General features: G+C 71.0%; 24 protein-coding genes and 1 pseudogene. 10 read left to right on the forward strand and 15 right to left on the reverse strand.

Annotation, left to right across the window (positions count from 1 at the left end; all coding sequences use genetic code 11):
- Nucleotides 1-35: 35 nt before the first annotated feature.
- The gene (locus H305_RS0139845; protein ID WP_028805389.1) at nucleotides 36-2,159 is read right to left on the reverse strand and encodes a serine/threonine-protein kinase; all 2,124 of its coding nucleotides are present in this window, start codon (nucleotides 2,157-2,159) and stop codon (nucleotides 36-38) included.
- A gap of 183 nt (nucleotides 2,160-2,342) precedes the next feature.
- Between H305_RS0139845 and H305_RS0139850 the strand changes: the two genes are divergently transcribed.
- A complete protein-coding gene (locus tag H305_RS0139850) occupies nucleotides 2,343-3,443 on the forward strand; it encodes a serine hydrolase domain-containing protein (protein WP_028805390.1) in 1,101 nt (366 codons plus the stop codon).
- A gap of 61 nt (nucleotides 3,444-3,504) precedes the next feature.
- Here the strand turns inward: H305_RS0139850 and H305_RS0139855 are convergent, their stop codons facing one another.
- Nucleotides 3,505-5,211, reverse strand: coding sequence for a glycerol-3-phosphate dehydrogenase/oxidase (locus tag H305_RS0139855; RefSeq protein WP_028805391.1), 1,707 nt, complete (start codon nucleotides 5,209-5,211; stop codon nucleotides 3,505-3,507).
- A gap of 272 nt (nucleotides 5,212-5,483) precedes the next feature.
- On the opposite strand from H305_RS0139855, the gene H305_RS0139860 reads away from it, so the two are divergent.
- From H305_RS0139860 to H305_RS0139870, 3 genes are all read left to right on the forward strand, one after another.
- The gene (locus H305_RS0139860; protein WP_028805392.1) at nucleotides 5,484-6,692 is read left to right on the forward strand and encodes a nucleotide sugar dehydrogenase; all 1,209 of its coding nucleotides are present in this window, start codon (nucleotides 5,484-5,486) and stop codon (nucleotides 6,690-6,692) included.
- Nucleotides 6,693-6,843: 151 nt separating this feature from the next.
- The gene (locus H305_RS0139865; protein ID WP_028805393.1) at nucleotides 6,844-7,389 is read left to right on the forward strand and encodes a hypothetical protein; all 546 of its coding nucleotides are present in this window, start codon (nucleotides 6,844-6,846) and stop codon (nucleotides 7,387-7,389) included.
- Nucleotides 7,390-7,402: 13 nt separating this feature from the next.
- Nucleotides 7,403-7,657: a hypothetical protein gene (locus H305_RS0139870; protein WP_028805394.1), complete on the forward strand. Its 255-nt coding sequence runs from the start codon at nucleotides 7,403-7,405 to the stop codon at nucleotides 7,655-7,657.
- Between the two features lie 76 nt (nucleotides 7,658-7,733).
- On the opposite strand, the gene H305_RS0139875 is transcribed toward H305_RS0139870, so the two are convergent.
- From H305_RS0139875 to H305_RS0139890, 4 genes are all read right to left on the reverse strand, one after another.
- A complete protein-coding gene (locus H305_RS0139875) occupies nucleotides 7,734-8,858 on the reverse strand; it encodes a GuaB3 family IMP dehydrogenase-related protein (RefSeq protein ID WP_028805395.1) in 1,125 nt (374 codons plus the stop codon).
- Between the two features lie 171 nt (nucleotides 8,859-9,029).
- Nucleotides 9,030-10,535 (reverse strand): IMP dehydrogenase, encoded by a 1,506-nt coding sequence (gene guaB, locus H305_RS0139880; protein WP_028805396.1) that lies wholly within the window; start codon nucleotides 10,533-10,535, stop codon nucleotides 9,030-9,032.
- 254 nt (nucleotides 10,536-10,789) lie between these two features.
- The gene (locus H305_RS0139885) at nucleotides 10,790-11,365 is read right to left on the reverse strand and encodes a sigma-70 family RNA polymerase sigma factor (protein WP_028805397.1); all 576 of its coding nucleotides are present in this window, start codon (nucleotides 11,363-11,365) and stop codon (nucleotides 10,790-10,792) included.
- 268 nt (nucleotides 11,366-11,633) lie between these two features.
- Nucleotides 11,634-12,245: a response regulator transcription factor gene (locus H305_RS0139890; protein ID WP_003948568.1), complete on the reverse strand. Its 612-nt coding sequence runs from the start codon at nucleotides 12,243-12,245 to the stop codon at nucleotides 11,634-11,636.
- A 389-nt stretch (nucleotides 12,246-12,634) separates the two neighbouring features.
- Between H305_RS0139890 and H305_RS0139895 the strand changes: the two genes are divergently transcribed.
- Entirely contained in the window at nucleotides 12,635-12,964 is a 330-nt protein-coding gene (locus tag H305_RS0139895) for a WhiB family transcriptional regulator (protein ID WP_028805398.1), read from the forward strand.
- A gap of 89 nt (nucleotides 12,965-13,053) precedes the next feature.
- Here the strand turns inward: H305_RS0139895 and H305_RS0139900 are convergent, their stop codons facing one another.
- Nucleotides 13,054-13,947, reverse strand: a complete 894-nt coding sequence (locus tag H305_RS0139900; RefSeq protein ID WP_028805399.1) for a LysR family transcriptional regulator — start codon at nucleotides 13,945-13,947, stop codon at nucleotides 13,054-13,056.
- A gap of 80 nt (nucleotides 13,948-14,027) precedes the next feature.
- Here H305_RS0139900 and H305_RS0139905 point away from each other — a divergent pair, with 80 nt between their 5' ends.
- From H305_RS0139905 to H305_RS0139915, 3 genes are all read left to right on the forward strand, one after another.
- Nucleotides 14,028-14,699 carry an MOSC domain-containing protein gene (locus H305_RS0139905; RefSeq protein ID WP_028805400.1) on the forward strand — a complete coding sequence of 224 codons (672 nt, stop codon included), beginning with the start codon at nucleotides 14,028-14,030 and terminating at the stop codon, nucleotides 14,697-14,699.
- 94 nt (nucleotides 14,700-14,793) lie between these two features.
- Nucleotides 14,794-15,567, forward strand: a complete 774-nt coding sequence (locus tag H305_RS0139910) for an SDR family NAD(P)-dependent oxidoreductase (RefSeq protein ID WP_028805401.1) — start codon at nucleotides 14,794-14,796, stop codon at nucleotides 15,565-15,567.
- 126 nt (nucleotides 15,568-15,693) lie between these two features.
- Nucleotides 15,694-16,401: an ester cyclase gene (locus H305_RS0139915; protein WP_028805402.1), complete on the forward strand. Its 708-nt coding sequence runs from the start codon at nucleotides 15,694-15,696 to the stop codon at nucleotides 16,399-16,401.
- A gap of 175 nt (nucleotides 16,402-16,576) precedes the next feature.
- Here the strand turns inward: H305_RS0139915 and groL are convergent, their stop codons facing one another.
- The 4 genes from groL to H305_RS0139935 all read right to left on the reverse strand — a co-directional run bounded on the left by groL (nucleotide 16,577) and on the right by H305_RS0139935 (nucleotide 20,602).
- Nucleotides 16,577-18,205: a chaperonin GroEL gene (gene groL / locus H305_RS0139920; RefSeq protein WP_028805403.1), complete on the reverse strand. Its 1,629-nt coding sequence runs from the start codon at nucleotides 18,203-18,205 to the stop codon at nucleotides 16,577-16,579.
- A 111-nt stretch (nucleotides 18,206-18,316) separates the two neighbouring features.
- Nucleotides 18,317-18,625, reverse strand: coding sequence for a co-chaperone GroES (gene groES / locus H305_RS0139925; protein WP_028805404.1), 309 nt, complete (start codon nucleotides 18,623-18,625; stop codon nucleotides 18,317-18,319).
- 250 nt (nucleotides 18,626-18,875) lie between these two features.
- On the reverse strand, nucleotides 18,876-19,661 hold the full coding sequence (locus H305_RS0139930) for a polysaccharide deacetylase family protein (RefSeq protein WP_028805405.1): 786 nt from the start codon (nucleotides 19,659-19,661) through the stop codon (nucleotides 18,876-18,878).
- A 56-nt stretch (nucleotides 19,662-19,717) separates the two neighbouring features.
- The gene (locus tag H305_RS0139935) at nucleotides 19,718-20,602 is read right to left on the reverse strand and encodes a polysaccharide deacetylase family protein (RefSeq protein ID WP_028805406.1); all 885 of its coding nucleotides are present in this window, start codon (nucleotides 20,600-20,602) and stop codon (nucleotides 19,718-19,720) included.
- A 137-nt stretch (nucleotides 20,603-20,739) separates the two neighbouring features.
- Here H305_RS0139935 and H305_RS0139940 point away from each other — a divergent pair, with 137 nt between their 5' ends.
- Complete coding sequence (locus tag H305_RS0139940) at nucleotides 20,740-21,933, forward strand: class I SAM-dependent methyltransferase (RefSeq protein ID WP_028805407.1); 1,194 nt, start codon at nucleotides 20,740-20,742, stop codon at nucleotides 21,931-21,933.
- Nucleotides 21,920-22,183: a hypothetical protein gene (locus H305_RS0139945; protein WP_158690657.1), complete on the forward strand. Its 264-nt coding sequence runs from the start codon at nucleotides 21,920-21,922 to the stop codon at nucleotides 22,181-22,183. Before H305_RS0139940 ends, H305_RS0139945 begins: the two co-directional genes overlap by 14 nt.
- Nucleotides 22,184-22,488: 305 nt before the next feature.
- Here the strand turns inward: H305_RS0139945 and H305_RS0139950 are convergent, their stop codons facing one another.
- The 4 genes and pseudogenes from H305_RS0139950 to H305_RS48400 form a co-directional block, all read right to left on the reverse strand.
- The gene (locus tag H305_RS0139950; protein ID WP_028805409.1) at nucleotides 22,489-23,781 is read right to left on the reverse strand and encodes an RNA polymerase sigma factor; all 1,293 of its coding nucleotides are present in this window, start codon (nucleotides 23,779-23,781) and stop codon (nucleotides 22,489-22,491) included.
- Nucleotides 23,782-23,878: 97 nt separating this feature from the next.
- Nucleotides 23,879-24,235: a YciI family protein gene (locus H305_RS0139955; protein ID WP_028805410.1), complete on the reverse strand. Its 357-nt coding sequence runs from the start codon at nucleotides 24,233-24,235 to the stop codon at nucleotides 23,879-23,881.
- Between the two features lie 143 nt (nucleotides 24,236-24,378).
- A complete protein-coding gene (locus H305_RS0139960) occupies nucleotides 24,379-24,624 on the reverse strand; it encodes a hypothetical protein (protein WP_028805411.1) in 246 nt (81 codons plus the stop codon).
- 105 nt (nucleotides 24,625-24,729) lie between these two features.
- Nucleotides 24,730-26,090: pseudogene (locus H305_RS48400) on the reverse strand (endo-1,4-beta-xylanase).
- Nucleotides 26,091-26,282: the final 192 nt, after the last annotated feature.

Below are 26,282 nucleotides of genomic sequence, written 5' to 3' on the forward strand. Positions count from 1 at the left end.
ATCCGTGGCAGAACGTCACACCGGTGAGCGGTACGTCACGACTTCGGCTGGAACGTCTTGGTCAGCGTCTTCCAGGTGTCCTTGCGCAGATCGCTGTCCCAGTCGGCCGCTTTGGCCGTGTACATCAGGGCATATCCCTGATGCGAGTTGACGACGAACCCACGGTCGATGGACCGGTACGCGGTGCCGCCCTCCGAGTAGGTGAACTCCCAGTCGGCCGTGTTCCAGCCGCGATAGTCCACCTTCTCTATGCGCACCCGCTGGTACTGCGAGCGCACCATGTACCGCTCCTGGTTCTTCCAGTCCGCGACCGGGTCGTCCTTCGGCGTCGTCGTCCAGCCGACGAGGAGCTTCTGACCGTCGGGGCCGGTGAAGCGGGCACCCGCGGCGCCCGTGGACTGGTACTTCCACCCCTTCGGAAGCCCGATCGAGAAGCCCTGCGCGCTCTTGTACTTCGACACGGCCGTGGAGTCCGACGCCTTGCCGCCGTCCGAGCCGCCCGACGGGGCCTCCGCGCTCGCCGACGGGTCCGACGTGTCGCCCGCGTTCCCGTCCCCGTCGGAGCCCTTGCCCTTGTCCTTGTCCTTGTCCGACTTGTCGTCGCTGTCCGTGTGGGCGGCGCCGCCCTTGTCCTTGTCGTCGCTGCCGCTGCCGCCGGCGGTCACACCGCCGGAAGCGGCCGACTTGGTGTCGCCGCTCTTGCCGCCCTTGGCCCCCTCGTCGTCCCCGCCGCCGAGCGTGAGCGCCAGCACGGTCCCGAGCACGGCCAGCGCGACGAGCACCGCGACGATCACCAGCGTCCGGCGCGGTACGACATCCGTGAGCGACGCCCGCGGCGCCGGCCGCGGCGGCCGCTCCGGAGCCACCGGCCAGCCCGACCCGGAGACACCGCCCGGCGAGCCCGCGGAACCCGCCGCCGTGGCCGCCGAACCGGAGTCCGACGACGCCCCGTCGCGAGCCCCCGCCTTCCCGGCGGGAGCCGCACCGGCCCCGGACGCCTTCCCGGACACCGGCGCCGAGGGCGACGGCGAGGTGGCCGCACCGGCACCGGCGGTGGCCGCTCGCTCGCTCCCCGCCGTACCGGCGGACTCCTTCGCGCGCGCCGTCGCCGCCGCGGTGGCGGCTCCGGCGGCCGAGGCGGCCTTGCGCACCGAACGCAGCGCTCCGCGCAGCCGGTCCCCGGCCTCCTCGCCCCGCTTGCCCGAGGCGCCGCCCGAACTTCCCTTGCCGGGTCCCTCGTCGGGCACCGGTGGCAGGGCCACGACCTTCGTCGCGTCGGCCGGCTCCGGCTCCGCCTTCTTCGGCTCGGGCGTGTGCAGCACCTCGTTGAGCAGGGAGCGCGCTCCCGCGTCGTCGAGCCGCTGCGCGGGGTCCTTGGCCAGCAGGCCGTAGATCACGCTCTCCAGGGGACCCGCGTTCTTCGGCTGCTCGACCGGCTCGGTCATCACCGCGGTGAGCGTCGCGATCGCGGAACCCTTGTCGTACGGAGGGACACCCTCCACCGACGCGTACAGCAGACCGCCCAGCGACCACAGGTCGGCGGCGGGGCCGGGCTTGTGCCCGCGGGCCCGCTCCGGCGAGATGTAGGAGGGGGCGCCGACGAGCATGCCGGTCGAGGTGATGGACGGATCGCCCTCGACCTGGGCGATGCCGAAGTCGGTCAGCACGACCCGGCCGTCGTCGGAGATCAGCACGTTCGACGGCTTCACGTCCCGGTGCAGGATGCCCTCACGGTGCGCCGAGCGGAGCACGTCGAGTATCGCCAGACCCACCTCGGCGGCGCGCCGCGGCGTGAGCAGCCCGTCCTCGCGGATGACCTCGGCGAGCGACTTGCCCTCGACGAGCTCCATCACGATCCACGGCCTGTTGTCCTCGTCGACCACGTCGAAGACCGTCACCGCGCCGTTGTTGCGGATCCGGGCGATCGCCTTGGCCTCGCGCAAGGTGCGCGTGACCAGCCGTCGCTTCTCCTCCTCGTCGATGCTCGACGGGAACCGCAGCTCCTTGACGGCGACCGTGCGGCCCAGGGTCTCGTCCTTGGCCCGCCACACCGTGCCCATGCCGCCGCGGCCGAGAACATCCCCCAGCCGGTAGCGCCCGGCGAGGAGACGTTCGCTCTTGTCCTGACGGGATGCTCCCGCCCGCTCCGCCTCCGACATGCGTCCCCTCATGCAACCCGCCCTGACAGAGCCTCCATTGTCCCTCACCCGACAAGCGCTCAGCGCCCAGGGTGCCTCTCACGCGGCGACGGCCCGGCGACCGCGACGTCACTCGGGCCGGGACCGCCGCAGACCCGCGGGACGACGTCCCGCATGATGGACCGCGACAAGGAAGGACCGCCGATGCCTGCGCGCCGGACACCTCGGACACTCCTGGCCATACCCGTGTCCCTGACGCTGTTCCTGCTGGTCCCGGCCGACCTGCCCGACCTGGCTCCGACGAGCTCGCCGACAGGGCCCTCGGTCCGTTCCCGAAGTCCTGGCGCAGCCGCGACGGACGCAGCGCTCGCCCGTCTCGTCACCCGGGGCGGAGCCCCGGCCGCCGCTCTGCTGGCCCGCGAGGAGTCCGGCACGCGCTTCGCCACCACCGGTGGCGCGATGGCGCGCTCGGACCACTTCCGGGCGGGCAGCGTCACCAAGACGTTCATCGCCACGGTCGTCCTGCAACTTGCCGCCGAGCACCGGCTGTCCCTGTCCGACACCGTGGACGACCACCTACCCGGTCTGGTGCGCGGCGCCGGCAACGACGGCCGCGAACTGACCCTGCGCGCCCTGCTGACGCACACCAGCGGCCTGCACGACTTCACCGCGGACACCGGGGGCACCGTCCCCGTCACCCCGCTTCAGGCCGTACACATCGCGCTCACCCACCCTCCGGCCGACCGCGGCCGCTTCGCCTACTCCAACACCAACTACGTACTGCTCGGCCTGGTCGTCGAGCAGGTAACCGGCCACTCCTACGCCGCCGAGGCGGAACGGCGCATCATCACCCCCCTCGGTCTGTCCGGAACGTCCTTCCCGGGAAGCCGCCGCTCCCTCCCCGCGCCGCACGGCCGGGCGTACGCCGCGGACGGGTCGGACGTCACCACGCTCGACCCGCGTGTGGCCGGCGCGGCGGGCGAGCTGGTCAGCACCCTCGCCGACCTGAACCGCTTCTACACGGCCCTGCTCGGCGGTGACCTGCTGCCCCCGCGTCTGCTGCGCGAGATGCGCGACACCCGCACCGCACATGGCTCGTACGGCATGGGGCTGTTCCCCGTGAAGCTGTCGTGCGGCGTCACGGTGTGGGGGCACAACGGCCGGATCAGCGGCAGCTACGTGCGCACCGCGGCCACCGGCGACGGCCGCCACGTCCTCACCTTCCGCGTGAACACGGACGGATTGACAGATCCCGACCTCGAACCCGCGCTGCTCGCGGCCGAGTTCTGCCCCCGCACCTCGTAGAACGACTGGATTCCGGACAAAGATCCCCACTACCGACACTCGTTCGAGTGAGGAGCGCGGTCTACAGCGGCACGATGTCCGGCGCTCCAAGCCGCGCCGCGTCCGCCGTCAGGTCGTCGGGCTGCCGCTGCGACTCCCGCTCGGCCTCGACGCGCTTCTCGTAGTGCTCGACCTCGCGCTCGATCTGGTCCTTGTCCCAGCCGAGGACCGGGGCCATCAGTTCGGCGGCCTCGCGGGCGCTGCGGGTGCCGCGGTCGAAGGTCTCGATGGAGATGCGGGTGCGCCGCGTCAGGACGTCGTCGAGATGCCGGGCGCCCTCGTGCGAGGCGGCGTAGACGATCTCGGCGCGGAGGTAGTCCTCGGCGGCCGCCAGGGGCTCGCCCAGGGAGGCGTCCTCGGCGATGAGGTCGAGGAGCTCCTCGGCGAGCGACCCGTACCGGTTCAACAGGTGCTCGACGCGCACCACATGGATTCCGGTGCGCTGCGCGATCCGCGCCCGCGCGTTCCACAGGGCGTAATAGCCCTCGGCTCCGAGCAGCGGCGTCTCCTCGGTGACGCATTCGGCGACCCGCTGGTCGAGGCCGTGCACCGCCTCGTCCACCGCGTCCTTGGCCATCACCCGGTACGTCGTGTACTTGCCGCCCGCCACGACGACGAGCCCGGGCACGGGGTGGGCGACGGTGTGCTCGCGCGAGAGCTTGCTGGTCGCGTCCGACTCCCCGGCGAGCAGCGGCCGCAGGCCCGCGTAGACGCCCTGGACGTCGTCGCGGGTGAGCGGGACCGCCAGCACCGAGTTCACGTGTTCCAGGAGGTAGTCGATGTCGGCGCTGGACGCGGCGGGGTGGGCCTTGTCGAGGTCCCAGTCGGTGTCCGTGGTGCCGACGATCCAGTGCCGGCCCCAGGGGATCACGAAGAGGACGGACTTCTCGGTGCGCAGGATCAGGCCCGTCGTCGAGGTGATCCGGTCCTTCGGCACGACCAGATGAATGCCCTTGGAGGCCCGTACGTGGAACTGGCCTCGCTCCCCGACCATCGCCTGGGTGTCGTCGGTCCACACGCCCGTGGCGTTGACGACCTGCTTGGCACGGATCTCGTACTCCCCGCCGCCTTCGACGTCCTGGACGCGGGCGCCGACGACCCGTTCGCCCTCGCGCAGGAAGCTGGTGACACGGGCGCGGTTGGCGACCTTCGCGCCGTACGACGCGGCGGTGCGGACCAGGGTGGCGACATAACGGGCGTCGTCCATCTGTGCGTCGTAGTACTGCAGGGCGCCGACCAGGGCGTCCTTCTTCAAGGCGGGTGCGACGCGCAGGGCCTGTCGGCGGCTCAGGTGACGGTGCCTGGGCAGGCCTCGGCCGTGGCCCCGGGCCAGCGACATGGCGTCGTAGAGCGCGACGCCCGAGCCCGCGTAGAACCGCTCCCAGCCCTTGTGCTGGAGCGGGTAGAGGAACGGGACGGGCTTCACGAGGTGCGGTGCGAGCCGCTCGAGGAGGAGGCCTCGTTCCTTGAGGGCCTCGCGAACCAGGGCGAAGTCGAGCATCTCCAGATAGCGCAGCCCACCGTGGATCAGCTTGCTGGACCTGCTGGACGTGCCTGATGCCCAGTCACGGGCCTCGACCAGGCCCGTGGACAGGCCGCGTGTCACGGCGTCGAGCGCGGTGCCCGCGCCGACCACGCCCGCCCCCACGACCAGCACGTCCAGCTCACGCTCGGCCATCCCCGCCAGTGCCTCGGCACGCTCGGCCGGCCCCAGTGTCGCTGTCCTCATCGCTGCCTCCCGCTGTCCGTCGCGCTGGCCGCACCTGTCCGGCGAGACCGGGCCCGCATCTCCCCGCCCTCAAGTCTGACCGCGATGCCCTGCTTCGGCCACCGTCCGCTCCTCAGCCTGTGGACAACTCTCGACGACGCGCAGGGAATCTCAGCCAAACAATCCAGCAAATCGGTCATATTTACTCCTAGTGTGACATTGCACTCGCTCGTTCTGTCCACCGGGCTTGCGCACCTGTCCCGCTTCGGCTACTGGGAAGGACGGCCAACGCCATGCCCGCAGATCTCGCCGTCATCGGACTCGGTCATCTCGGCCTGCCTCTGGCCCAGGCGGCCGTGGCCGTCGGCATCCCCACACTCGGCTACGGAACGGGGCCGGAAAGCGGACCCCTCACCCCGGCCGAGCTGCGTCGGATGCTCGCGGGGGGCTTCCGGCCGACCACCAACCCGGCCGAACTGGGCCGGGTGCGCACCGCGGTCATCTGTGCGCCGGCCCCGCGAGGTGCGGACGGCGGCCTCGACCTCGGCCAGGTGGAGGCCGCCGCCCGCACCCTGGCCACCCGGCTGCGCCCGCACACCACGGTGATCCTGGAATCACCCGTGTACCCCGGAACCACCGAGGATTTCCTGCGTCCTCTGCTCGAAGAGGGTTCGGGGCTGCGCGCGGGGCGCGACTTCTTCCTCGCCTACTCACCCGGCCGGGTCGACCCCGGCAACCGCGACTTCACGCCCGCCAACACACCGAAGGTCATCGGCGGCCTGACCCCCGCCTGCACCGAGTCGGCCGCCGCCTTCTACGGCCGCCTCACCGACAAGGTGGTGCGCGCGCGTGGACCGCGGGAGGCCGAGACGGTGCAGCTCCTGGAGACCAACTACCGCCACGTCAACATCGCGCTCGTCAACGAGATGGCGGTGCTCTGCCACGGGCTGGGCGTCGACCTGTGGGACGTCATCCGGTGCGCCGAGACGAAGCCGTTCGGCTTCCAGGCGTTCCGTCCGGGCCCCGGTGTCGGTGGGCACGGCACGGCCCAGGACCTCGGCGGCCACACGGGGCGCACCCTGCGGATGGTCGAACTGGCCCAGCAGGTCAACGACCAGATGCCGCAGTACGTCATCCAGCGCGCCGCCGCACTCCTCAACGAGCACGGGAAATCGGCCCGCGGCGCGCGCGTGCTCCTCCTCGGCGTCACCTACAAGGCGGATGTCGTCGACCAACAGGGCTCCCCGGCCCACGAGATCGCGGTCCGGCTGATGGAACTCGGCGCCTCCGTCAGCTATCACGACCCCTACGTGCCGGCGTGGAGCGTCCTGGGCCGGCCCGTGCCACGCGCCGACTCCCTCTACGAGGCCGCGGCCGACGCCGACCTGACGATCCTGATCCAGCAGCACCGCACCTACGACCTGCAAGGTCTGTCCGTGAAGGCCCAACTCCTCCTGGACACACGGGGAGCCACTCCGACAGGAGCGGCGCACCGCCTCTGACCTCCCGGTAATCCCCTCCCACCCGGTCACTCGGGCCTGCTACTGTGCGGCAGCTCCGCACACAGGTGCGCCCGGGTCCCGGGCGCCCACAGGTGTGCTCCCACATCTTGCGCACACCACAGGTGCGCCCGCATTCCCTGGGGGGAACCACATGAGTCAGTCGACTCCGCCGCCGTCCGGCCCGCCGCTCGAGAACCCGTACGCCGGTCAGGCACCCGCCCCCGGGCAGAGTGCCCCGCAGGGCGCGCCCCAGCCGGGCTTCCCGGTCGCCCCGGTGGCGCCGGCCGCTCCGGTGCGCGACAACCTGGTGCTCGGCCTGGCCGCCGCCTTCGTCGCCGCCCTGGTCGCCGCCGGCGTCTACGGCGCCATCATCGGCCTGACCAAGCACGAGATCGGCTGGGCCGCGGTCGGCGTCGGCTTCCTCGTCGGCCTCGCCGCGGGCCGCGTCGGTGGCCGCAACCAGATCCTGCCGGTCGCCAGCGTGATCCTGTCCGTCGCCTCGATCTACCTCGGCCAGCTCGTCGGCGAGGCCATGATCGGCGCCAAAGAGCTCGGCGTCGGCTTCAACGAGGTCTTCATCGACCACTTCGACGTGGTCCAGGAGGCATGGAAGGAAGAGGCCGACCCGCTGACGTTCGTCTTCTTCGCGATCGCCGCGTACGTGGCATTCCAGAGCGCCCGCAAGGTCGGGGACTGAGGGTGCCCCCTATGTGTTCTTGATGCTGCTCGGCCTGCCGGCCGCGACAGCCGGCGGCTGGATCGCTTTCAACATCCGGGGGGCCGCCGACGCGCTGGAGGCCCTCCGGCAGCGCAACCTGGACCTGAACGCCCTGGCCGCAGGCCGCTTCGCTCCGCCGGCCGGCTCGACCCTCGGTCTCCGTCACCGGGTGTACGGCACGGTCACCGGCATCGGCGGCGTCGGCCTGGTCCTCGCGAGCATCGCCGAACTGCTGACCAACGGCTGACAGGCCGGTCTCACGACGAAGGGCCCGTTCACCGAGTGAACGGGCCCTTCGCGCGTACAGGCTTCGTGCCCGCGGACTACCGCTTGTGCTGGGAGTCCGCGACCGTCACCTCGACACGCTGGAACTCCTTGAGCTCGCTGTACCCGGTGGTGGCCATGGCGCGGCGGAGGGCGCCGAAGAAGTTCATCGAGCCGTCGGGGGTGTGCGAGGGGCCCGTGAGGACCTCCTCGATGGTGCCGACGGTGCCGAGGTCCACCTTCTTGCCGCGCGGCAGCTCCTCGTTGACCGCCTCCATGCCCCAGTGGTGGCCACGGCCCGGCGCGTCGGTCGCGCGCGCGAGCGGGGAGCCCATCATCACCGAGTCGGCGCCGCAGGCGATCGCCTTGGGGAGGTCACCGGACCAGCCGACGCCACCGTCCGCGATGACGTGCACGTACCGGCCGCCGGACTCGTCCATGTAGTCGCGGCGGGCCGCGGCGACGTCCGCGACCGCGGTGGCCATGGGCACCTGGATGCCCAGGACGTTGCGCGTGGTGTGCGCCGCGCCGCCGCCGAAGCCGACGAGGACACCCGCCGCGCCGGTGCGCATGAGGTGCAGGGCCGCCGTGTACGTGGCGCAGCCGCCGACGATCACCGGGACGTCGAGCTCGTAGATGAACTGCTTCAGGTTCAGCGGCTCGGAGGCGCCCGAGACGTGCTCGGCGGAGACCGTGGTGCCGCGGATGACGAAGATGTCCACGCCCGCGTCCACGACGGCCTTGGAGAACTGGGCCGTGCGCTGCGGGGACAGGGCCGCGGCGGTGACGACGCCGGAGTCGCGCACCTCCTTGATGCGCTGCCCGATCAGCTCCTCCTTGATGGGAGCCGCGTAGATCTCCTGGATGCGGCGGGTCGCGGTGTCCGCGTCCAGCTCGGCGATCTCGTCGAGCAGCGGCTGCGGGTCCTCGTACCTCGTCCAGAGCCCTTCGAGGTTGAGGACGCCCAGGCCGCCCAGCTCGCCGATGCGGATCGCGGTGGCCGGGGAGACGACCGAGTCCATCGGGGCGGCCAGGAACGGCAGCTCGAAGCGGTAGGCGTCGATCTGCCAGGCGATCGAGACCTCCTTCGGGTCCCGCGTACGGCGGCTCGGGACGACGGCGATGTCGTCGAAGGCGTACGCCCGGCGGCCGCGCTTGCCGCGCCCGATCTCGATCTCAGTCACGTGTGTGGCCTTTCCCTCTTCGCTTCTGCGCCTCCCAGTATCCCCGACGCCCACGCCGAGGGCGGCCCCGGAACCTCCGGGACCGCCCTCGGGACGCGGATCGGCGCGTGTCCACGCGCGCGTGGACGACGATGGGCCCCCGCGCGCGGGGGCCCATCGATGCCGTACGGGTTACTTGCGGCTGTAGTTCGGCGCCTCGACCGTCATCTGGATGTCGTGCGGGTGGCTCTCCTTGAGACCCGCCGAGGTGATCCGGACGAACCGGCCGCGCTCCTGGAGCTCGGGGACGGTGCGGCCGCCGACGTAGAACATCGACTGGCGCAGGCCGCCGACCAGCTGGTGGACGACCGCGGACAGCGGACCCCGGTAGGGCACCTGGCCCTCGATGCCCTCGGGCACGAGCTTCTCGTCGGAGGCGACGCCCTCCTGGAAGTAGCGGTCCTTGGAGAAGGAGCGCTGCTCGCCGCGGGACTGCATGGCGCCCAGGGAGCCCATGCCGCGGTACGACTTGAACTGCTTGCCGTTGATGAACAGCAGCTCGCCCGGGGACTCCTCGCAGCCGGCGAGCAGCGAGCCCAGCATCACCGTGTCGGCGCCCGCGACCAGGGCCTTGGCGATATCGCCGGAGTACTGCAGGCCGCCGTCGCCGATGACCGGGACTCCGGCCTCCTTGGCGGCGAGCGACGCCTCGTAGATCGCCGTCACCTGCGGCACGCCGATGCCGGCGACGACGCGGGTGGTGCAGATGGAGCCGGGACCGACACCGACCTTGATGCCGTCGACGCCCGCGTCGATGAGCGACTGGGCGCCGTCACGGGTGGCGATGTTGCCGCCGATGACGTCGACGCCGGACGAGTTCGACTTGATCTTGGCGACCATGTCGCCGACGAGCCGGGAGTGGCCGTGCGCGGTGTCGACGACGATGAAGTCGACACCCGCCTCGATGAGGGCCTGGGAGCGCTCGAAGGCGTCGCCGGCCACACCGACGGCCGCACCGACGAGCAGCCGGCCCTCGGCGTCCTTGGCGGCGTTCGGGTACTTCTCGGCCTTCACGAAGTCCTTGACCGTGATGAGGCCCTTGAGGACGCCGGAGTCGTCGACGAGCGGAAGCTTCTCGATCTTGTGGCGGCGCAGCAGCTCCATGGCGTCCTGGCCGGAGATGCCGACCTTGCCGGTGACCAGCGGCATCGGCGTCATGACCTCGCGGACCTGACGCGAACGGTCGGTCTCGAAGGCCATGTCGCGGTTGGTGACGATGCCCAGGAGCTTGCCGCCGCCGTCGGTGACGGGCACCCCGGAGATGCGGAACTTGGCACAGATCGCGTCGGCCTCGGCGAGCGTCGCGTCCGGGTGCACCGTGATCGGGTCGGTCACCATGCCGGACTCGGAACGCTTGACCAGGTCGACCTGGTTGGCCTGGTCCTCGATGGACAGGTTGCGGTGGAGGACGCCGACACCGCCCTGGCGCGCCATCGCGATCGCCATGCGGGACTCGGTCACCTTGTCCATGGCTGCGGAGAGCAGCGGGATGTTCACCCGCACGTTCTTCGAGATGTACGAGGCGGTGTCGATCTGGTCGGGCGCCATGTCCGACGCGCCCGGCAGCAGCAGCACGTCGTCGTAGGTCAGCCCGAGTGTCGCGAATTTGGCGGGCACTCCGTCGACGTTGGCAGTCATGACACCTTCCCCAAATGGCCTTGATCGGTGCGGATGTCCATGCTAACGGGAAGCATGGCTCTCTCATTCCACGGTTGAGGGTGCGCTTCGGCTTCGTATGTTCGTACGGGACCGGTGACCTCGACGTTCATCGCGGGTCCGGTCGGGGGCGCGCGCAGCGGGCCACCTCCCTCCGCTCCCGTCGCCCTTCGCACCTGTGCGACGGGGAATCCCGTCGGCGCCGGCACGCGGCGCGTGCCGCGGCCGACGGACCGCTACTGCTCCGCGAGCGCCCGCAGACGGCTGAGCGCCCGGTGCTGGGCCACTCGTACGGCCCCGGGTGACATTCCCAACATCTGGCCCGTCTCCTCGGCCGTCAGGCCCACCGCGATGCGCAGCAGCAACAGTTCGCGCTGATTCTCGGGGAGGTTGGCCAGGAGCTTCTTGGCCCATTCGGCGTCACTGCTGAGCAGGGCGCGCTCCTCGGGACCGAGGGAGTCGTCGGGGCGCTCGGGCATCTCGTCCGAGGGGACGGCCGTCGAGCCGGGGTGGCGCATCGCGGCGCGCTGAAGGTCGGCGACCTTGTGCGCGGCGATGGCGAAGACGAACGCCTCGAAGGGGCGCCCGGTGTCCTTGTAGCGCGGCAGCGCGAGGAGGACGGCGACGCAGACCTCCTGCGCCAGGTCCTCGACGAAGTGCCGCGCGTCGCCCGGAAGCCGGGACAGACGGGTGCGGCAGTAGCGCAACGCGAGTGGGTGCACGTGGGCGAGCAGGTCGTGCGTGGCCTGCTCGTCGCCGTCGACCGCGCGATGGACGAGCGCACCGATCACCGTCGTCTCGTCTTCGCGCATCGGTCCATGGTGCCTCGGCGTCGTCCGTTCCGTGGCACCGCGTCCATAGTTGTGCACCGAAGCGTTATGAGCAGGTGCGCCGGAACTCATCTCCTGCGCCCTCCCCTTCCGCTCGACCGACCTGTCCCCGAGGAACTCCACACCTCAAGGATGCGGCATCCGCCGGGAAACGGGGATCGGGCACCGAAGAGGCTCTCTCTGAGGGCCCGGCCCCGCCCGCCGTCGAGCGGGCGGGGGCTACTGCCGTCATACCCTCGGGGCCGCTCACCTAGCGAACCAGACCCCACCGGAAGCCGAGCGCCACGGCGTGCGCGCGGTCCGAGGCACCGAGCTTCTTGAAGAGCCGCCGGGCGTGCGTCTTGACCGTGTCCTCGGAGAGGAACAGCTCGCGGCCGATCTCGGCGTTGGAGCGGCCGTGGCTCATGCCCTCGAGGACCTGGATCTCCCGCGCGGTGAGGGTGGGCGCGGCGCCCATCTCGGCCGAACGCAGTCTGCGCGGCGCGAGCCGCCAGGTGGGGTCGGCGAGCGCCTGCGTCACGGTGGCGCGCAGCTCGGCGCGCGAGGCGTCCTTGTGCAGATAACCGCGGGCGCCGGCGGCGACGGCGAGCGCCACACCGTCCAGGTCCTCGGCGACGGTGAGCATGATGATGCGCGCACCGGGGTCGGCGGACAGCAGCCGCCGGACGGTCTCCACGCCGCCCAGGCCGGGCATGCGTACGTCCATCAGAATGAGGTCCGAACGGTCGGCACCCCAGCGGCGGAGGACTTCCTCGCCGTTGGCCGCCGTCGTCACACGCTCGACGCCGGGCACGGTCGCCACCGCGCGGCGGAGCGCCTCTCGGGCAAGCGGGGAGTCGTCGCAGACGAGGACGGATGTCATGGCCGTCCTCCGCAGCTGATGCGCGTCACCTTGAGCCTCCAGGCTGGTACGAATCGTCACCTGTGCGGTCGACACTCGCCGACGGATTCTTCCGTCTTCCCGAGCGCTTGTTCCTTCAACCGCCTCCGCACTCTCAACGATGGTCACTCGAAAGAGTTACGGGGCACTCCGTCGTCTTCGGCACTGTACGTGAGGGTGCGGACACGGTGCAGACATGCACAACGGACCCTCAATGTTTCATCACAACCTATGCCCCATTTAGACCGATTTCTTCCCATTTGTTGGTGTCTGCGGCTAGATTCGCAATGAGTCATATTTTCATCTCCTTAGATCGTAGATGTACGGTCGGTGGGGCATAGCAGCCCAGAACGGCAACAAGGGGACACGCAATGGCAGATTTCTCCCGCCTTCCCGGTCCGAACGCGGACCTCTGGGACTGGCAGCTCCTCGCGGCCTGCCGCGGGGTCGACAGCTCGCTCTTCTTCCACCCGGAGGGCGAGCGCGGTGCGGCACGGAGCGCTCGCGAGAACTCGGCCAAAGAGGTCTGCATGAGATGCCCGGTACGCGCCGAGTGCGCGGCACACGCGCTGGCGGTGCGCGAGCCGTACGGCGTGTGGGGCGGGCTGACCGAGGACGAGCGCGAAGAGCTCATGGGGCGGGCGCGCAACCGGCTGGTCTCGGCATCGGCCGGTGGAAGCAGTCACGCCTCGAACAACTGAAGGAACGTTTCTTCACTCCGGGCACGTGTGCGCGTGCCCCTGCATCGACGTGCACGCACGCGTGCCTCCCGACGTCCGCGACCGGACCGTCAGCGGGCGGCGGCTCGCGCCAGCCTGTCGAGCGTCGCCGCCACCGCCGGCACCTGTGCCAGATCCGGCAGCGTGAGGGCGACGATCTCGCGACGCACCGGCGGCTCCACCGTCACCGTGCGGGCCCGCTTGGGCCGGACGGACTCGATGGCCAGTTCCGGGAGGACCGCGACGCCGAGGCCCGCACCCACGAGACCGACCACGGCCGGGTAGTCGTCGGTGGCGAAGTCGATGCGGGGCTCGAAGCCCGCATCCCGGCACACCTCGACCAGCTGTCCGCGACAGCGCGGGCAGCCCGCGATCCACGACTCGCCCGCGAACTCGCCGATGGCCACCGACCCGGCCGCGGCCAGAGGGTGACGCTCGGGCACCAGCGCGACGAGCCGGTCCGTCAGCAGGGGCCGGACCACGAGGTCGTCCCACTCCTCACCGCCCGTGCCCTCGTAGCGGAAGGCCAGCGCGATGTCGCAGTCGCCGTCCCGGAGCTTCTCCACGGACTCCGGCGGTTCGGCCTCCTCCAGGAAGACGCGGGTCCCCGGGTGCGCGGCGCGCAGTGCGGCGAGGGCGGTCGGCACGAGGGTGGAGCTCCCGCTGGGGAAGGACACCAGCCGGACCCGGCCCGCGCGCAGGCCGGCGATCGCGGCGACCTCCTCCTCGGCGGCCGTGAGACCGGACAGGATGCTCGCGGCGTGCTTGACCAGCGCCTCGCCCGCCTCGGTCAGACGCATCTCACGACCGGTGCGGATCAGCAGAGGGGTGCCGACGGAGGCCTCCAGCGCCTTCATCTGCTGGCTGACGGCCGGCTGGGTGCAGCCCAGCTCGCGCCCGGCCGCGGAGAAGGAGCCGGTGGCGGCGACGGCGCGCAGGACACGGAGATGACGGGCCTCGATCACCCTCCGAGCATAAGCGAGCCTTGGGGTGCGCCGCCAATATTGCGTCGACGCTTTGGCCGTGGTCGCCTAGCGTGGAGGACATGAAGCTTCTGTCGCTGAATCTGGGCCGGGCACAGGCCGTTGCGTACACCGACCAGCCGGAGGGCCTGACCGGCATCGACAAGCAGCCGGTGGACGGCGCCGTGCGGGTGACCGCGCCCGGCCCCAAGTCGATCGGCGGCAGCGGACTCGCCGGGGACGCGGTGTGCGACGGGCGCCACCACGGCGGGGACGACCAGGCGGTGTACGCGGTGGCCCGCGAGGACCTCGCCGCCTGGGAGCGCGAGCTCGGCCGGCCGCTGCGCAACGGCGTGTTCGGCGAGAACCTCACGACCGAGGGGCTGGACGTCTCCGGCGCGCGGATCGGCGAGCGCTGGCGTATCGGCTCCGAGGTCGTCCTGGAGGTCACCAGCGGACGCATCCCCTGCCGCACCTTCCAGGGGCACCTCGGCGAGAAGGGCTGGGTCAAGCGCTTCACCCGGAAGGCCGCGCCCGGCGCGTATCTGCGGGTGATCGAGCCCGGTGAGATCCGCACGGGCGACGCGATCGAGATCGTGCACCGGCCGGACCACGACGTCACGGTCGCCCTCCAGTTCCGCGCCGTGACGACCGAACGGGAGCTGCTGCCAAGGCTGTTGACGGCCGGCGACGCGTTGCACCCGGAGGCGCGGGCGAAGGCCCGGAAGTATGTGGCCGCCCAGGGCGACCGGTAGCGGGCGGGCCACGGCGCGGGGAACCCTTCGGGCACGGCCGGGTGTTGGACGGCGGCGGGCGCCGGACGCCTGGCCAGGTCACTAACCTTGCGCCATGACAACGGCTCTGATTACGGGATCGACCGCGGGGATCGGTGCCGCCTTCGCGCGGCGCCTGGCGGCTGACGGGCACAACCTCGTTCTGGTGGCGCGCGACACGAAGCGACTGCACGAGCAGGCCACCGAACTGCACGACCGGCACGGCATCGAGGCGGAGGTGCTGACGGCGGACCTGGCGACCGACGGCGGCATCGAGGCGGTCGCCGCGCGCCTGGGCGACCGGAAGAACCCGGTCGACCTCCTGGTCAACAACGCGGGCTTCGGCAACAAGGGCCGCTATCTGGACGTATCGATGGCGGACGAGCTCAAGATGCTCAAGGTGCACTGCGAGGCGGTGCTCCGGCTGACGTCGGCGGCGACCGAGGTGATGTGGGAGCGCGGCCGGGGCGGAGTCGTCAACGTCGCCTCGGTGGCCGCGTTCGTGCCGCGTGGCACGTACGGCGCGTCGAAGGCGTGGGTCGTGCAGTTCACGCAGGGCGCGGCGCGGGACCTCGCGGGCAGCGGGGTGCGGCTGATGGCGCTGTGCCCCGGCTTCGTGCGCACCGAGTTCCACCAGCGCGCCGGGATGGGCACGGACAGCATCCCGAAGTGGATGTGGCTCGACGCGGACAAGCTGGTGGCGGCGGCGCTCGCGGACCTCGCCCGGGGCAAGTCGCTGTCGATCCCGGACCCGCGGTACAAGGCGCTGATGGGCGTGGTGAAGGTGACACCGCGGGCGCTGCTCGGCGGGATCACCTCGAAGACGGGGCGGAAGTACGGGCCCCAGTGAGCTGGGCGGGGCCGTTAGGGCCTGTCCGCGCCTTCAGGTGATATCCCCTTCAACCACGACAGTTGAGGGGGATTCTCACTAAAATGGACGCATTCATCCGGACCACGTGGGCCGGGAGGCTGCGCCATGACATTCGTGCAACTGATCGACTGCAAGACGAGTCGGTTCGACGAGATGAACCGGCTGATGGACACCTGGGTCGAGCAGACCCGGGGGAAGCGGACCGCGACGCACAGCGTCATCGGCAAGGACCGGTCCGACGCGTCCCACTTCATCGAGATCGTGGAGTTCCCCTCGTACGAGGAGGCCGTGCGGAACTCGAACCTGCCGGAGACCGACAGGATCTTCCAGGAGATGGTCGCCCTCTGCGACGAGACGCCGACGTTCACGGACCTGGACGTGATCCGTGACGAGCAGCTGTACGAGGCCACCGTCCGCCGGTTCTTCGACACGGTGGCCACCACGGGCGACCTGCCGCCGCTCAACGACCTGATGGTCGAGCACTACCACGACCACGATCCCGCCAACGAGCAGGACAACCTGGGCCTCGACGCCATGCGGCGCGAGATCGAGATGTGGCGGGGCGGGTTCGACTTCTCCTTCACCGTGGACGACCAGCTGGCCCAGGGCGACCGCGTCTGCACGCGGTGGACCTGGAACGGCACCCACACCGGCGACTTCATGGGGATCCCTCCGAGCGGGATGACGGTCACCATGACGGGTACGACCGTCTTCCGCTGCCAGGAGGACGGGAAGATCGCCGAGGGCTGGTGGCAGTACGACCGGCTCGGGCTGATGGCCCAGCTCGGCGCGCTCGACGCACTGGAGACCTAGGGAGCCGCGGTCCCCGGACACCCCGTGCGGCCACGCGAGCTCCGGCCCCTGTGGAGCATGAGGCTCGCACGGCGCCGGCAACGCGGGAGGCCCCCGCTCCCTGTCGGGAACGGGGGCCTTCGCGAGGCACTGCTCGACGTCGTGCCCAGGGCATCACGCCGTGCGGCGCGTCGTCTCAGTGGGCGTGCCCGTGGCCGTGGCCGTGGCCCGCGTCGGCCTCCTCCTCGGCCGGCTTCTCGACGACCAGGGTCTCGGTCGTCAGGAGCAGGGAGGCGATGGAGGCGGCGTTCTCCAGGGCGGAGCGGGTGACCTTGACCGGGTCGATGACGCCGGCCTTGACCAGGTCGCCGTACTCGCCGGTCGCGGCGTTGAAGCCCTGGCCCTTGTCGAGCTCGGCGACCTTGGAGGTGATGACGTAGCCCTCCAGGCCGGCGTTCTCGGCGATCCAGCGCAGCGGCTCGACGGCGGCGCGGCGCACGACCGAGACACCCGTGGCCTCGTCGCCGGTCTTGCCGAGGTTGTCCTCGAGGACCTTCACGGCGTGGACGAGCGCGGAGCCACCACCGGAGACGATGCCCTCCTCGACCGCGGCGCGGGTCGCGGAGATGGCGTCCTCCAGACGGTGCTTCTTCTCCTTGAGCTCGACCTCGGTGGCGGCGCCGACCTTGATGACGCACACGCCGCCGGCCAGCTTCGCGAGGCGCTCCTGGAGCTTCTCGCGGTCCCAGTCGGAGTCGGTGTTCTCGATCTCGGCCTTGATCTGGTTGACGCGGCCGACGACCTCGTCGGAGCTGCCGCCACCGTCGACGATCGTGGTGTCGTCCTTGGTGACGGTCACACGGCGGGCGGTGCCCAGCACGTCCAGGCCGACCTGGTCGAGCTTGAGGCCGACCTCCTCGGCGATGACCTGACCACCGGTGAGGGTGGCGATGTCGCCGAGCATGGCCTTGCGGCGGTCACCGAAGCCGGGGGCCTTCACGGCGACGGCGTTGAAGGTGCCACGGATCTTGTTGACGACGAGGGTGGAGAGGGCCTCGCCCTCGACGTCCTCGGCGATGATCAGCAGCGGCTTGGAGGCGTTGGCCTGGATGACCTTCTCCAGCAGCGGCAGCAGGTCCTGGATGGAGCTGATCTTGCCCTGGTGGATGAGGATGTACGGGTCCTCGAGGACCGCCTCCATGCGCTCCTGGTCCGTAACGAAGTACGGCGACAGGTAGCCCTTGTCGAAGGCCATGCCCTCGGTGAAGTCCAGCTCCAGACCGAAGGTGTTGGACTCCTCGACGGTGATGACACCGTCCTTGCCGACCTTGTCCATCGCCTCGGCGATGAGCTCGCCGACCTGCGGGTCCTGGGCGGACAGACCGGCGACGGCGGCGATGTCGGACTTCTCGTCGATCGGGCGCGCGGTGGCGAGGAGCTCGTCCGAGACCGCCTTGACGGCCGCGTCGATGCCCTTCTTCAGCAGCGCCGGGGAGGCACCCGCGGCGACGTTGCGAAGGCCCTCGCGCACGAGCGCCTGGGCGAGCACGGTGGCGGTGGTCGTACCGTCACCCGCGATGTCGTTGGTCTTGGTCGCCACCTCCTTCACCAGCTGGGCGCCGAGGTTCTCGTACGGGTCCTCGACCTCGACCTCGCGGGCGATGGTGACACCGTCGTTGGTAATGGTGGGGGCGCCGAACTTCTTGTCGATGACGACGTTGCGGCCCTTGGGGCCGATCGTCACCTTGACCGTGTCGGCAAGCTTGTTGACGCCGCGCTCAAGGGCGCGACGGGCGTCCTCGTCGAACTTCAGGATCTTCGCCATAGGAGCGGTTCAGCCCTCTCGGAAAACTGGGAGAAACGAACGGCGCCCCCGGCGCCCGGCTTGTTGACGTCGCGGGGGCCAGGGGCGCAGTTCACTGCAATTCTGGGTGAATTACTTCTCGACGATCGCGAGCACGTCGCGGGCCGAGAGGACGAGGTACTCCTCGCCGTTGTACTTCACCTCGGTGCCGCCGTACTTGCTGTACAGCACGACATCGCCGACGGTGACGTCGAGCTCGACGCGCTTTCCGTCCTCGATGCGGCCCGGGCCCACGGCCAGGACGACGCCCTCCTGGGGCTTCTCCTTGGCGGTGTCCGGAATGACCAGGCCAGAGGCCGTGGTCTGCTCGGCGTCCAGCGGCTGGACCACGATGCGGTCCTCGAGCGGCTTGATGGCAACCTTGGAGCTGGCGGTCGTCACGATCCGACCTCCCCCTTCGGAGATCTCACGGGGTTAACTGTCTGAGGTGGCGACCAGGTCGATCCGTCGTCGCGGGTGCCGGACCTGCCCGTCGCTATTGGCACTCTCCAGGGGGGAGTGCCAGGGCCGAGACTATGACTGCGATTAGCACTCGGTCAAGCGGAGTGCCAACGCGGCGCTTACATGTCCGCAAAACCTCGGCGCGCGTCCGCGCGTGTTCTCGTCCGTTTCCCCCTCGACGAGGCGGAGCTCAGAGGTAGTCCTCCAGCCGGGCCACCGTGAATCCCTGCGCCTGGATACGGCGCAGCAGACGGGTCGTGGAGTCGATGAGCGTCACTCCGCCGGTGTCCTCCGGCCGGGCCAGGACGATGTCGCCCGGCCGCAGCTCGTGCCCCTGCTCGTAGCTCAGCCCTTCCGCCCGCATGGAGGCCCGCCACAGCACGACGGCGGCGACCCCGCAGTCGGCGGCGGCGCGCAGCGTGGTGTGGTCGTAGGTGCCGTACGGGGGCCGCAGCAGCCGGGGCCGGATGCCGAAGCGCTGTTTGAGCTTGTCCTGCTGGCCGCAGATCTCGGCGCGCTGGCCGGCATAGGGCAGGCCGCGCAGGGAGGCGTGGTCGAGGGTGTGGTTCTGCACGCTCGCGCCGACCGCGCGGAGCCGGGCGAAGTCGCCGTACCCCGGCCCCAGGACGGTGTCCGTGAGGAACATGCTGACCGGCAGCCGCAGTTCACGGACCATGTCGACGAACCGCGGATCGCGCTCGGCGCCGTCGTCGTAGGTCAGGAAGACCACTCGATCGTGGGTGGGGACGTGGTCCACGACGGGCGGCAGTCCGGGACCGGCGGGGCGCGCGACGGTCCGGGCGGGCGGGCGCGGCGGGCGGGCGAGCGGGGCGGCGAGGCCCCAGCGGCGGTACGCCGGCTCCCGGGGCCGTACCTTCTGTGCCGCCTTCTTGCCCAGCCGCTCGATGGGGTCGACGGACTGGGCGCAGCCGGTGAGCAGCACGGCGGCGAGCAGTCCGGCACCGAGCGCACGCACCCCGCCCCGCGCCGGGTGCGGTGGCCGCGGGCGCGCCGGGCGCCGCACCCGGAGCCTCACAGGTAGTCCTCCAGGCGCGCCACCGCGTACCCCTTGTCCGTGACCTTCTTCAGGAAGCGGCGGACCATGTCGGTCATCGTGCCGTCCCAGTCGGCGCGGCCCCGGAAGTGGGTGAGGACGATGTCGCCGGGGTGCAGGTCGCGGTCGTCCTCGCGGTACTCCCAGTGGTCGACGTAGACCTCCTCGTCCCAGATCGGGGCGTACTTGATGCCGCAGGACCTGGCGGCGCGCAGGGTGTCGCCGTCGTAGTTGCCGTAGGGCGGCCGGAAGAGCGTCGGGCGCTTGCCGAACTGCTTCGTCATGATGGCCTGCATGCCGCAGATCTCCTCCCTCTGCTCGTCGTACGACAGCCCGGGGAGGTACGGGTGGTGCAGCGTGTGGTCGTTGAGGCTGACACCGCGGTCGCGCATCTCGCGGAAGTATCCGTAGTCGTCCTTGATCAGGTAGTTGCTGAGGAAGGCGGTGTACGGGATCTTCAGGTCGCTCATCATCCGCAGGAACTTCGGATCCTTCTCCTCGCCGTCGTCGATGGTGAGGAAGACGACCTTGTCCTTGGTGGGGACGGTGGTGAAGACCGGGGGCAGCCCCTCCTCCTCCTGGCCGTCGACCTCGAACCCGTCGCGGGCCTTGATCACCGGCTTCATGGCGGGCGGCGCCGGGGGCACGAGCGGCGCCCTGTCCAGGCCCCAGCGCTTGGCGGCGGCGACGCGCTCGGCCTGGGTGTTGCTCACCCGGTCGGCATAGGAGCCGGCGGCGGGGGAAGCCTTCACCTTCGCCGGCTGGCCGGGGGTTCCCTCGACGCCGGATTCCTCGCCGGAGCAGCCGGAGACGAGAGCGGTGAGGGCGAGCACGGCAAGACCGACGCGAACACCGGCCCGCATTGCGGCGTTTTTATCATTTTGTCGCACTGATCGCATGGTGCGGGATCTTCCCCGCGCGAGCCCCTCACGAGGCCCCGACACCACCGCGGCCCCACTGCCGGACGCGCAGCATCCACCGACTGGCCCACAATGGGCCGGTGAACGACGTCTCCTTCGCCTCCCTCCTCACCCCCGAGGGCCGCGCCCTGCTCGACGAGGTCCGCGGCACCGACCCGGCGCGGGAACTGGCCGTGGCCACCCGGCTGCGCCGCGAGCACCCGGCCGAGCTGGTCTCCGCCGCCCTCGGGCAGGAGCGGCTGCGGCAGCGGGCCACGGCGAAGTTCGGGGCCGAGGACGCGGAGCGGATGTTCTTCACCTCGAACGGGGTCGAGCAGTCGACGCGGACGAGCGTGGCGGCCCACCGCGCGCGGCGGTTCCAGGAGCTGGGCATCCGCTCCGTGGCCGACCTGTGCTGCGGGATCGGCGGCGACGCGATCGCGCTGGCCCGCGCCGGCATCCGCGTCCTCGCCGTCGACCGCGACCCGCTGACCGCGGCGGTCGCCCGCGCGAACGCGGACGCGCTGGGGCTCTCGGAGCTGATCGAGGTCCGCGAGGCGGATGTCACCGCCGTCGACACCTCCGCGTACGACGCGCTCTTCGTGGACCCGGCACGGCGCGGCGGCCGCGGCCGGATCTTCGACCCGGAGGCCTATTCGCCGCCGCTGTCCTGGGCGGTCGAGACGGCGACGAAGGCGCCGCCGGCCGCCTTGAAGATCGCCCCCGGCATCCCGCACGAGACGGTGCCCGCCGAGGCCGAGGCCGAGTGGATCTCCGACGGCGGGGACGTGAAGGAGGCCGTGCTGTGGTTCGGCACCGAGCCGGGACTGGTGCGGGCCACCCTGCTGCCCGGCCCGCGCGAGCTGCGCGGCCGAGGCCTGCCCGATCCCGCCGTGCGTCCGGTCGGCCGCTACCTGTACGAGCCGGACGGCGCCGTCATCCGCGCACACCTGGTCGCGGAGGTGGCCGACGACCTCGACGGCGGCCTGATCGACGAGACCATCGCCTACGTCACGGCGGACGAGCTGCGCCCGACGCCGTACGCCTCCGCCTACGAGATCACCGACCTGCTGCCCTTCAACGTCAAGCGCCTGAAAGCGTTGCTGCGGGAACGCGAGGTCGGTGTGCTGACGGTCAAGAAGCGGGGCTCGGCCGTGGAGCCGGAGGAGCTGCGGCGGAAGGTGAAGCCGCAGGGGCCCGCTTCCGCGACGGTGTTCCTGACGCGGGTGGCGGGTGCCCCGACCATGCTGGTGGGGGCACCCGCGCAGCCGCCTACCGCTGGTGGCGACTGCTGAGCGGAGCGAGGTCCGGCACGGCGACGGACCGCGGCGCCGTGCCGTGGCACCCGCGGCCGGCCCGCCGACCGTGGCCGAGGAGTACGAACTCCCCTGCGGGGCAAGACCGTTGCAGTCCGGCGCGTACGTCCACCGGCCGCTGCTCGCACTGATCGCCGCGCCCGCGGAGTTCCGTGCCGCCGTCGGCACCGAGCCGGTGCCGCCGAAGGCCGCCGGAGTGCCCGGGTTCGCGGCGCCCTTGACCAGGTAGGACCTGGTGTCGGCGGTGCGGGCGGTGACGTCCGTCCACAGCAGCGGGCCGACACGTTCGTCGCGGCGCCCGCCGTGGTGCCGCCGCGCCGGCTGTCCGGGTATGCCCGCGCCGCGCTGCTCGGCGCGCGCCACCCCATCGTGGTCGCCCCGAAGTACCCGGTGTCCTCGTCGGTGGACGCGGTCACCGGGTACTTCGGGGCGAACGAAGAGCGTCACGCCCGTGCACGGCAGCGGCGCAGCTGTAAGTCTTCGCTGATCATTTTGGGAGCTGATCACCTCGGGAACGGAGTGACGGCGGTTCGATCACGCCCCGCCCAGCTCGCGAGCCCGGGCCGCCAGCAGCTCCCGCTCCCGTTCGTTGCGCGTCAGCGCTGCCGCGCGCTCGAACTCCGCCCGCGCCTGCTCCGTGCGACCGAGCCGGGCCAGCAGATCGCCGCGGACGCTGGGCAGCAAGTGGTAGTCGCGCAGGGCGGGTTCACCGGCGAGGGCGTCGACGATCTCCAGGGCCGGGCCGGGCCCCTCGGCCATCGAGACGGCCACGGCACGGTTCAGCTCGACCACCGGGGACGGCGTACGGGCCGCCAGCAGGCCGTAGAGGGTGGCGATCTGCCCCCAGTCCGTGTCCTCGTACGCGTACGCCTGCGCGTGGCAGGCGGCGATGGCGGCCTGGAGGGCGTACGGGCCCGGGCCGCCCGCGGCGACGGCGTTGGCCCGGCCCAGCGCGGTGAAGCCGCGGCGGATCAGCATGCGGTTCCAACGGCGGCGGTTCTGGTCCCTGAGCAGGACCGGTTCGCCCGAGGGGGAGGTGCGGGCGGGCGTGCGGGACGCCTGGAGCTCCAGCAGGGCGGCGAGCGCGTGCACCTCCGGCTCCTTGGGCATCAGCTCGGCGAGCACGCGCGCCAGCCGCAGGGCGTCCTCGCACAGGGCGGGGCGCAGCAGGTCGTCGCCCGTCGTGGCCGCGTAGCCCTCGTTGAAGACCAGGTAGATGATCTCCAGGACCGACCCCAGCCGGGCCTCCCGCTCGGGGCCGCACGGGACCTCGAAGGCGACGCCCTTCGCCGCCAGCGTCCGCTTGGCGCGCACGATGCGCTGGGCGACCGTCGCCTCGGACGTGAGGTAGGCGCGGGCGATCTCGGCGGTCGTCAGGCCGCCCAGGAGACGCAGGGTGAGCGCGATGCGGGCCTCCGCGGAGAGGACCGGATGGCATGCGGTGAAGACGAGGCGGAGCAGGTCGTCGTCGATGTCGTCCGGGTCGGAGGGTTCGTCGACGTGATGCGGCGCGGACAGCGAGAGGTCCCGGCCGACCTCCTCCAGCTTGCGCGCGTACCGCTCCCGGCGGCGTACGAGGTCGATGGCGCGGTGCTTGGCCGTGGCCGTCAGCCAGGCGCCCGGGTTGTCGGGCACGCCGTCCCGCGGCCACTGCTCCAGGGCCGCGACCAGTGCGTCCTGGGCGAGTTCCTCGGCGATGCCGACGTCCCGGACGATCCGGGCGACGGCGGCGATGATGCGCGGCGACTCGATCCGGAAGATCGTCTCGACGGTCTCCAGGGCGTTGCCGCCGGACCCGGCCGCGGTGAAGGTGGGCTGCTCTTCCACAGCCCACCATCAGACACCCTCCGGGCGGCCGGGCCAAGCGGCCCCCGGGGCGGGCGTGAGCCCGGGCGGCCGGGGCGGGGCCCCGGCCGACTCCCTGTCAGCCCTCCGCGATCTCCCGGACCTCACAGGTCACCGTCCAGTGCTCCTCGTGCACCTTCAGGAACCGCTTGGTCCACTCCAGGGCCTCGGCCATGTCCTTGCACTGCATGAGCGCGTAGCCGCCGACGACCTCCTTGGACTCGGTGAAGGGCCCGTCGGTGACGGACAGCTGGCCGCTCTGCCAGTGCACCCGCTTGCCCTGGGCGCTGGGCGTCAGCCCGGCGGTGTCGAGCATGACCCCGGCCTTCGTGATCTCCTCGATGAGCTCGCCCATCCGCTGCATCAGTTCGGGGCTCGGGCCCTCGGCGGGCGCGGTGCTCTCGTCGATCTGGACCAGCGACAGGTAGCGCGGCATGGTGACTCCTCGTATCCGTGACTCTTGGGCTTCGGAGGCGGAGCTCCTCCCCGCCTCTCACCCATGCGTCGAACGGGGCACGCCGGTATCGACACTGCTGCGGAATTTCTTCGAAGTTTTTCTGCCGAGGTCGTTTTCGCAGGTCAGGAGGGTGCAAAAAACGGGTGGGTGCCGGCTGACGCCCCGGCCGGCCGGTCGTCGCCGAGCGCGCTGTCGATGTCGACGCTCTTGATGTTGTGGTCGAGGTGCCGGTACGCCCAGCCGGCGCCGGATGCGCAGAGCACGAGGACGCCGGCGAGAACGGCGCCGGCCGCCTTCAGCAGGTGCCGTCTGCCGCCGTGTCCCGCGACGCCCTCGTGGTCGTCCCCGTGTTCGTCCTCACCCGTCACGCAGAGGAACGTAAGTCCGGATTATGACGAGCAGGAACCTGTTCTCGGGTTTCCTTGGGAAATTCCCAGACTTCTCAGGCGTACCTCAGCGATCGCGGTGCGCGCTCAGCCCAGGGTCACCGTCGGGGCCGGATTGCTCCCGCTCCACGAGGCGTTGAAGCCGAAGGACACCGAACCGCCGCTCGGTACGGTCCCGTTGTAGGACGCGTTGGAGCAGCTGACGGTGGCACCCGTCTGCGTGCAGGTGGCGTTCCAGGCCTGGGTGATCCGCTGGCCCGCGCCGTACGTCCAGTTCACCTTCCACGACGACAGCGCGGCCCCGGAGCAGGTGATCGTCACCTGACCCGTGAAGCCCGTGTTCCACTGGCTCGTGACGCTGTACGTCGCCGTGCACGCGCCGGTGGGAGGCGGCGTCGACGCCCCGCCCAGCGAGGTCGCGATCGCGGAGTACGCCGGTTTCGGGGCGTAGTTCTCGTCGTACGGGGTCGCCGCGCCGTAACCCGGGAAGACGTCCGGGATCCAGGAGTCGGAGTCCGTGAAGCCCCAGACGGTGACACCGGCGCACCGGGTGACCGCGACGCACGCGTCGAACACGGCCCTGTAGTCGGCGGCCTGCTGCGCCAGCTTCGCGCTGTCGGCGGGCAGTTGCATACGGATGTCCAGCTCCGTGACGGCGACGTCGACCCCGAGGTCGGCGAAGCGCTGGATGTTCTGCTGGAGTGTGCCGGGGACCTGGCCGAGGATCAGGTGGGCCTGAAGGCCGACGCCGTCGATCGGGACGCCGCGGTCCTTCAGCGACCGGACCAGGTTGTAGAGAGCGGTGCTCTTCGCGTTGACGCCCTCGACGTTGTAGTCGTTGATGTAGAGCTTGGCGCTCGGGTCGGCGGCGTGCGCCCAGGTCAGCGCCTGGGCGATGTAGTCGGCGCCGAGGCCGTTGTACCAGAGCGTCGAGCGGTAGGTGCCGTCCTCGTTGAACGGCTCGTTCACCACGTCCCAGGCCGCCAGCTTGCCCTTGTACCGGGTGACTTCGGTGGTGATGTGGTCCTGGAGCAGGCTGCTGAGCTGCGCCTGCGTCCAGGTGCCGTTCGTCAGCCAGCTCGGGTTCTGGCTGTGCCAGACGAGGGTGTGCCCGCGCACCTGCTGACTGTGGGCCTGGGCGAAGGCGACGATCTGGTCGGCCTCGGACCAGTTGAAGCTGCCCCGGGTGGGCTCGACCGAGCCCCATTTCATGGCGTTGCCCGGGGTCAGTGAGTTGAACTGCCCGCCGGCGATGTCGCCGTAGGCGCCGGTGAGCTTGGAGCCGGTGACCGCGGTGCCGATGACCTTGCCCTTGCGGCGGCGAGGTCGCGCAGCGGGGTGTCGGCTGCGTGGGCGGTCGTCCCGGCCGCGAGCAGGGCGACCACGGCCGCGGCGCCCGTGAACAAGGCCGAGAGTCGTTTCCCTAAGGATGTTCTGGAGGTTCTCATTGCGGGTTGCCTCCGAAAGTTTCGGTCGTTCAACCGATTGACTTCGGAGCAGTATGGGAGCGCTCCCATAGGTCGTCAAGACATCCGTCACGCCTGTCTCGCCGTCCTCGCCGTCCTCGCCGTCCTCGCCGTCCTCGCCGTCCTCGCCGTCCTCGCCGTCCTCGCCGTCCTCGCCGTCCTCGCCGTCCTCGC

It is taken from the genome of Streptomyces sp. 142MFCol3.1, assembly GCF_000424945.1.
Lineage (GTDB): Bacteria > Actinomycetota > Actinomycetes > Streptomycetales > Streptomycetaceae > Streptomyces > Streptomyces siamensis.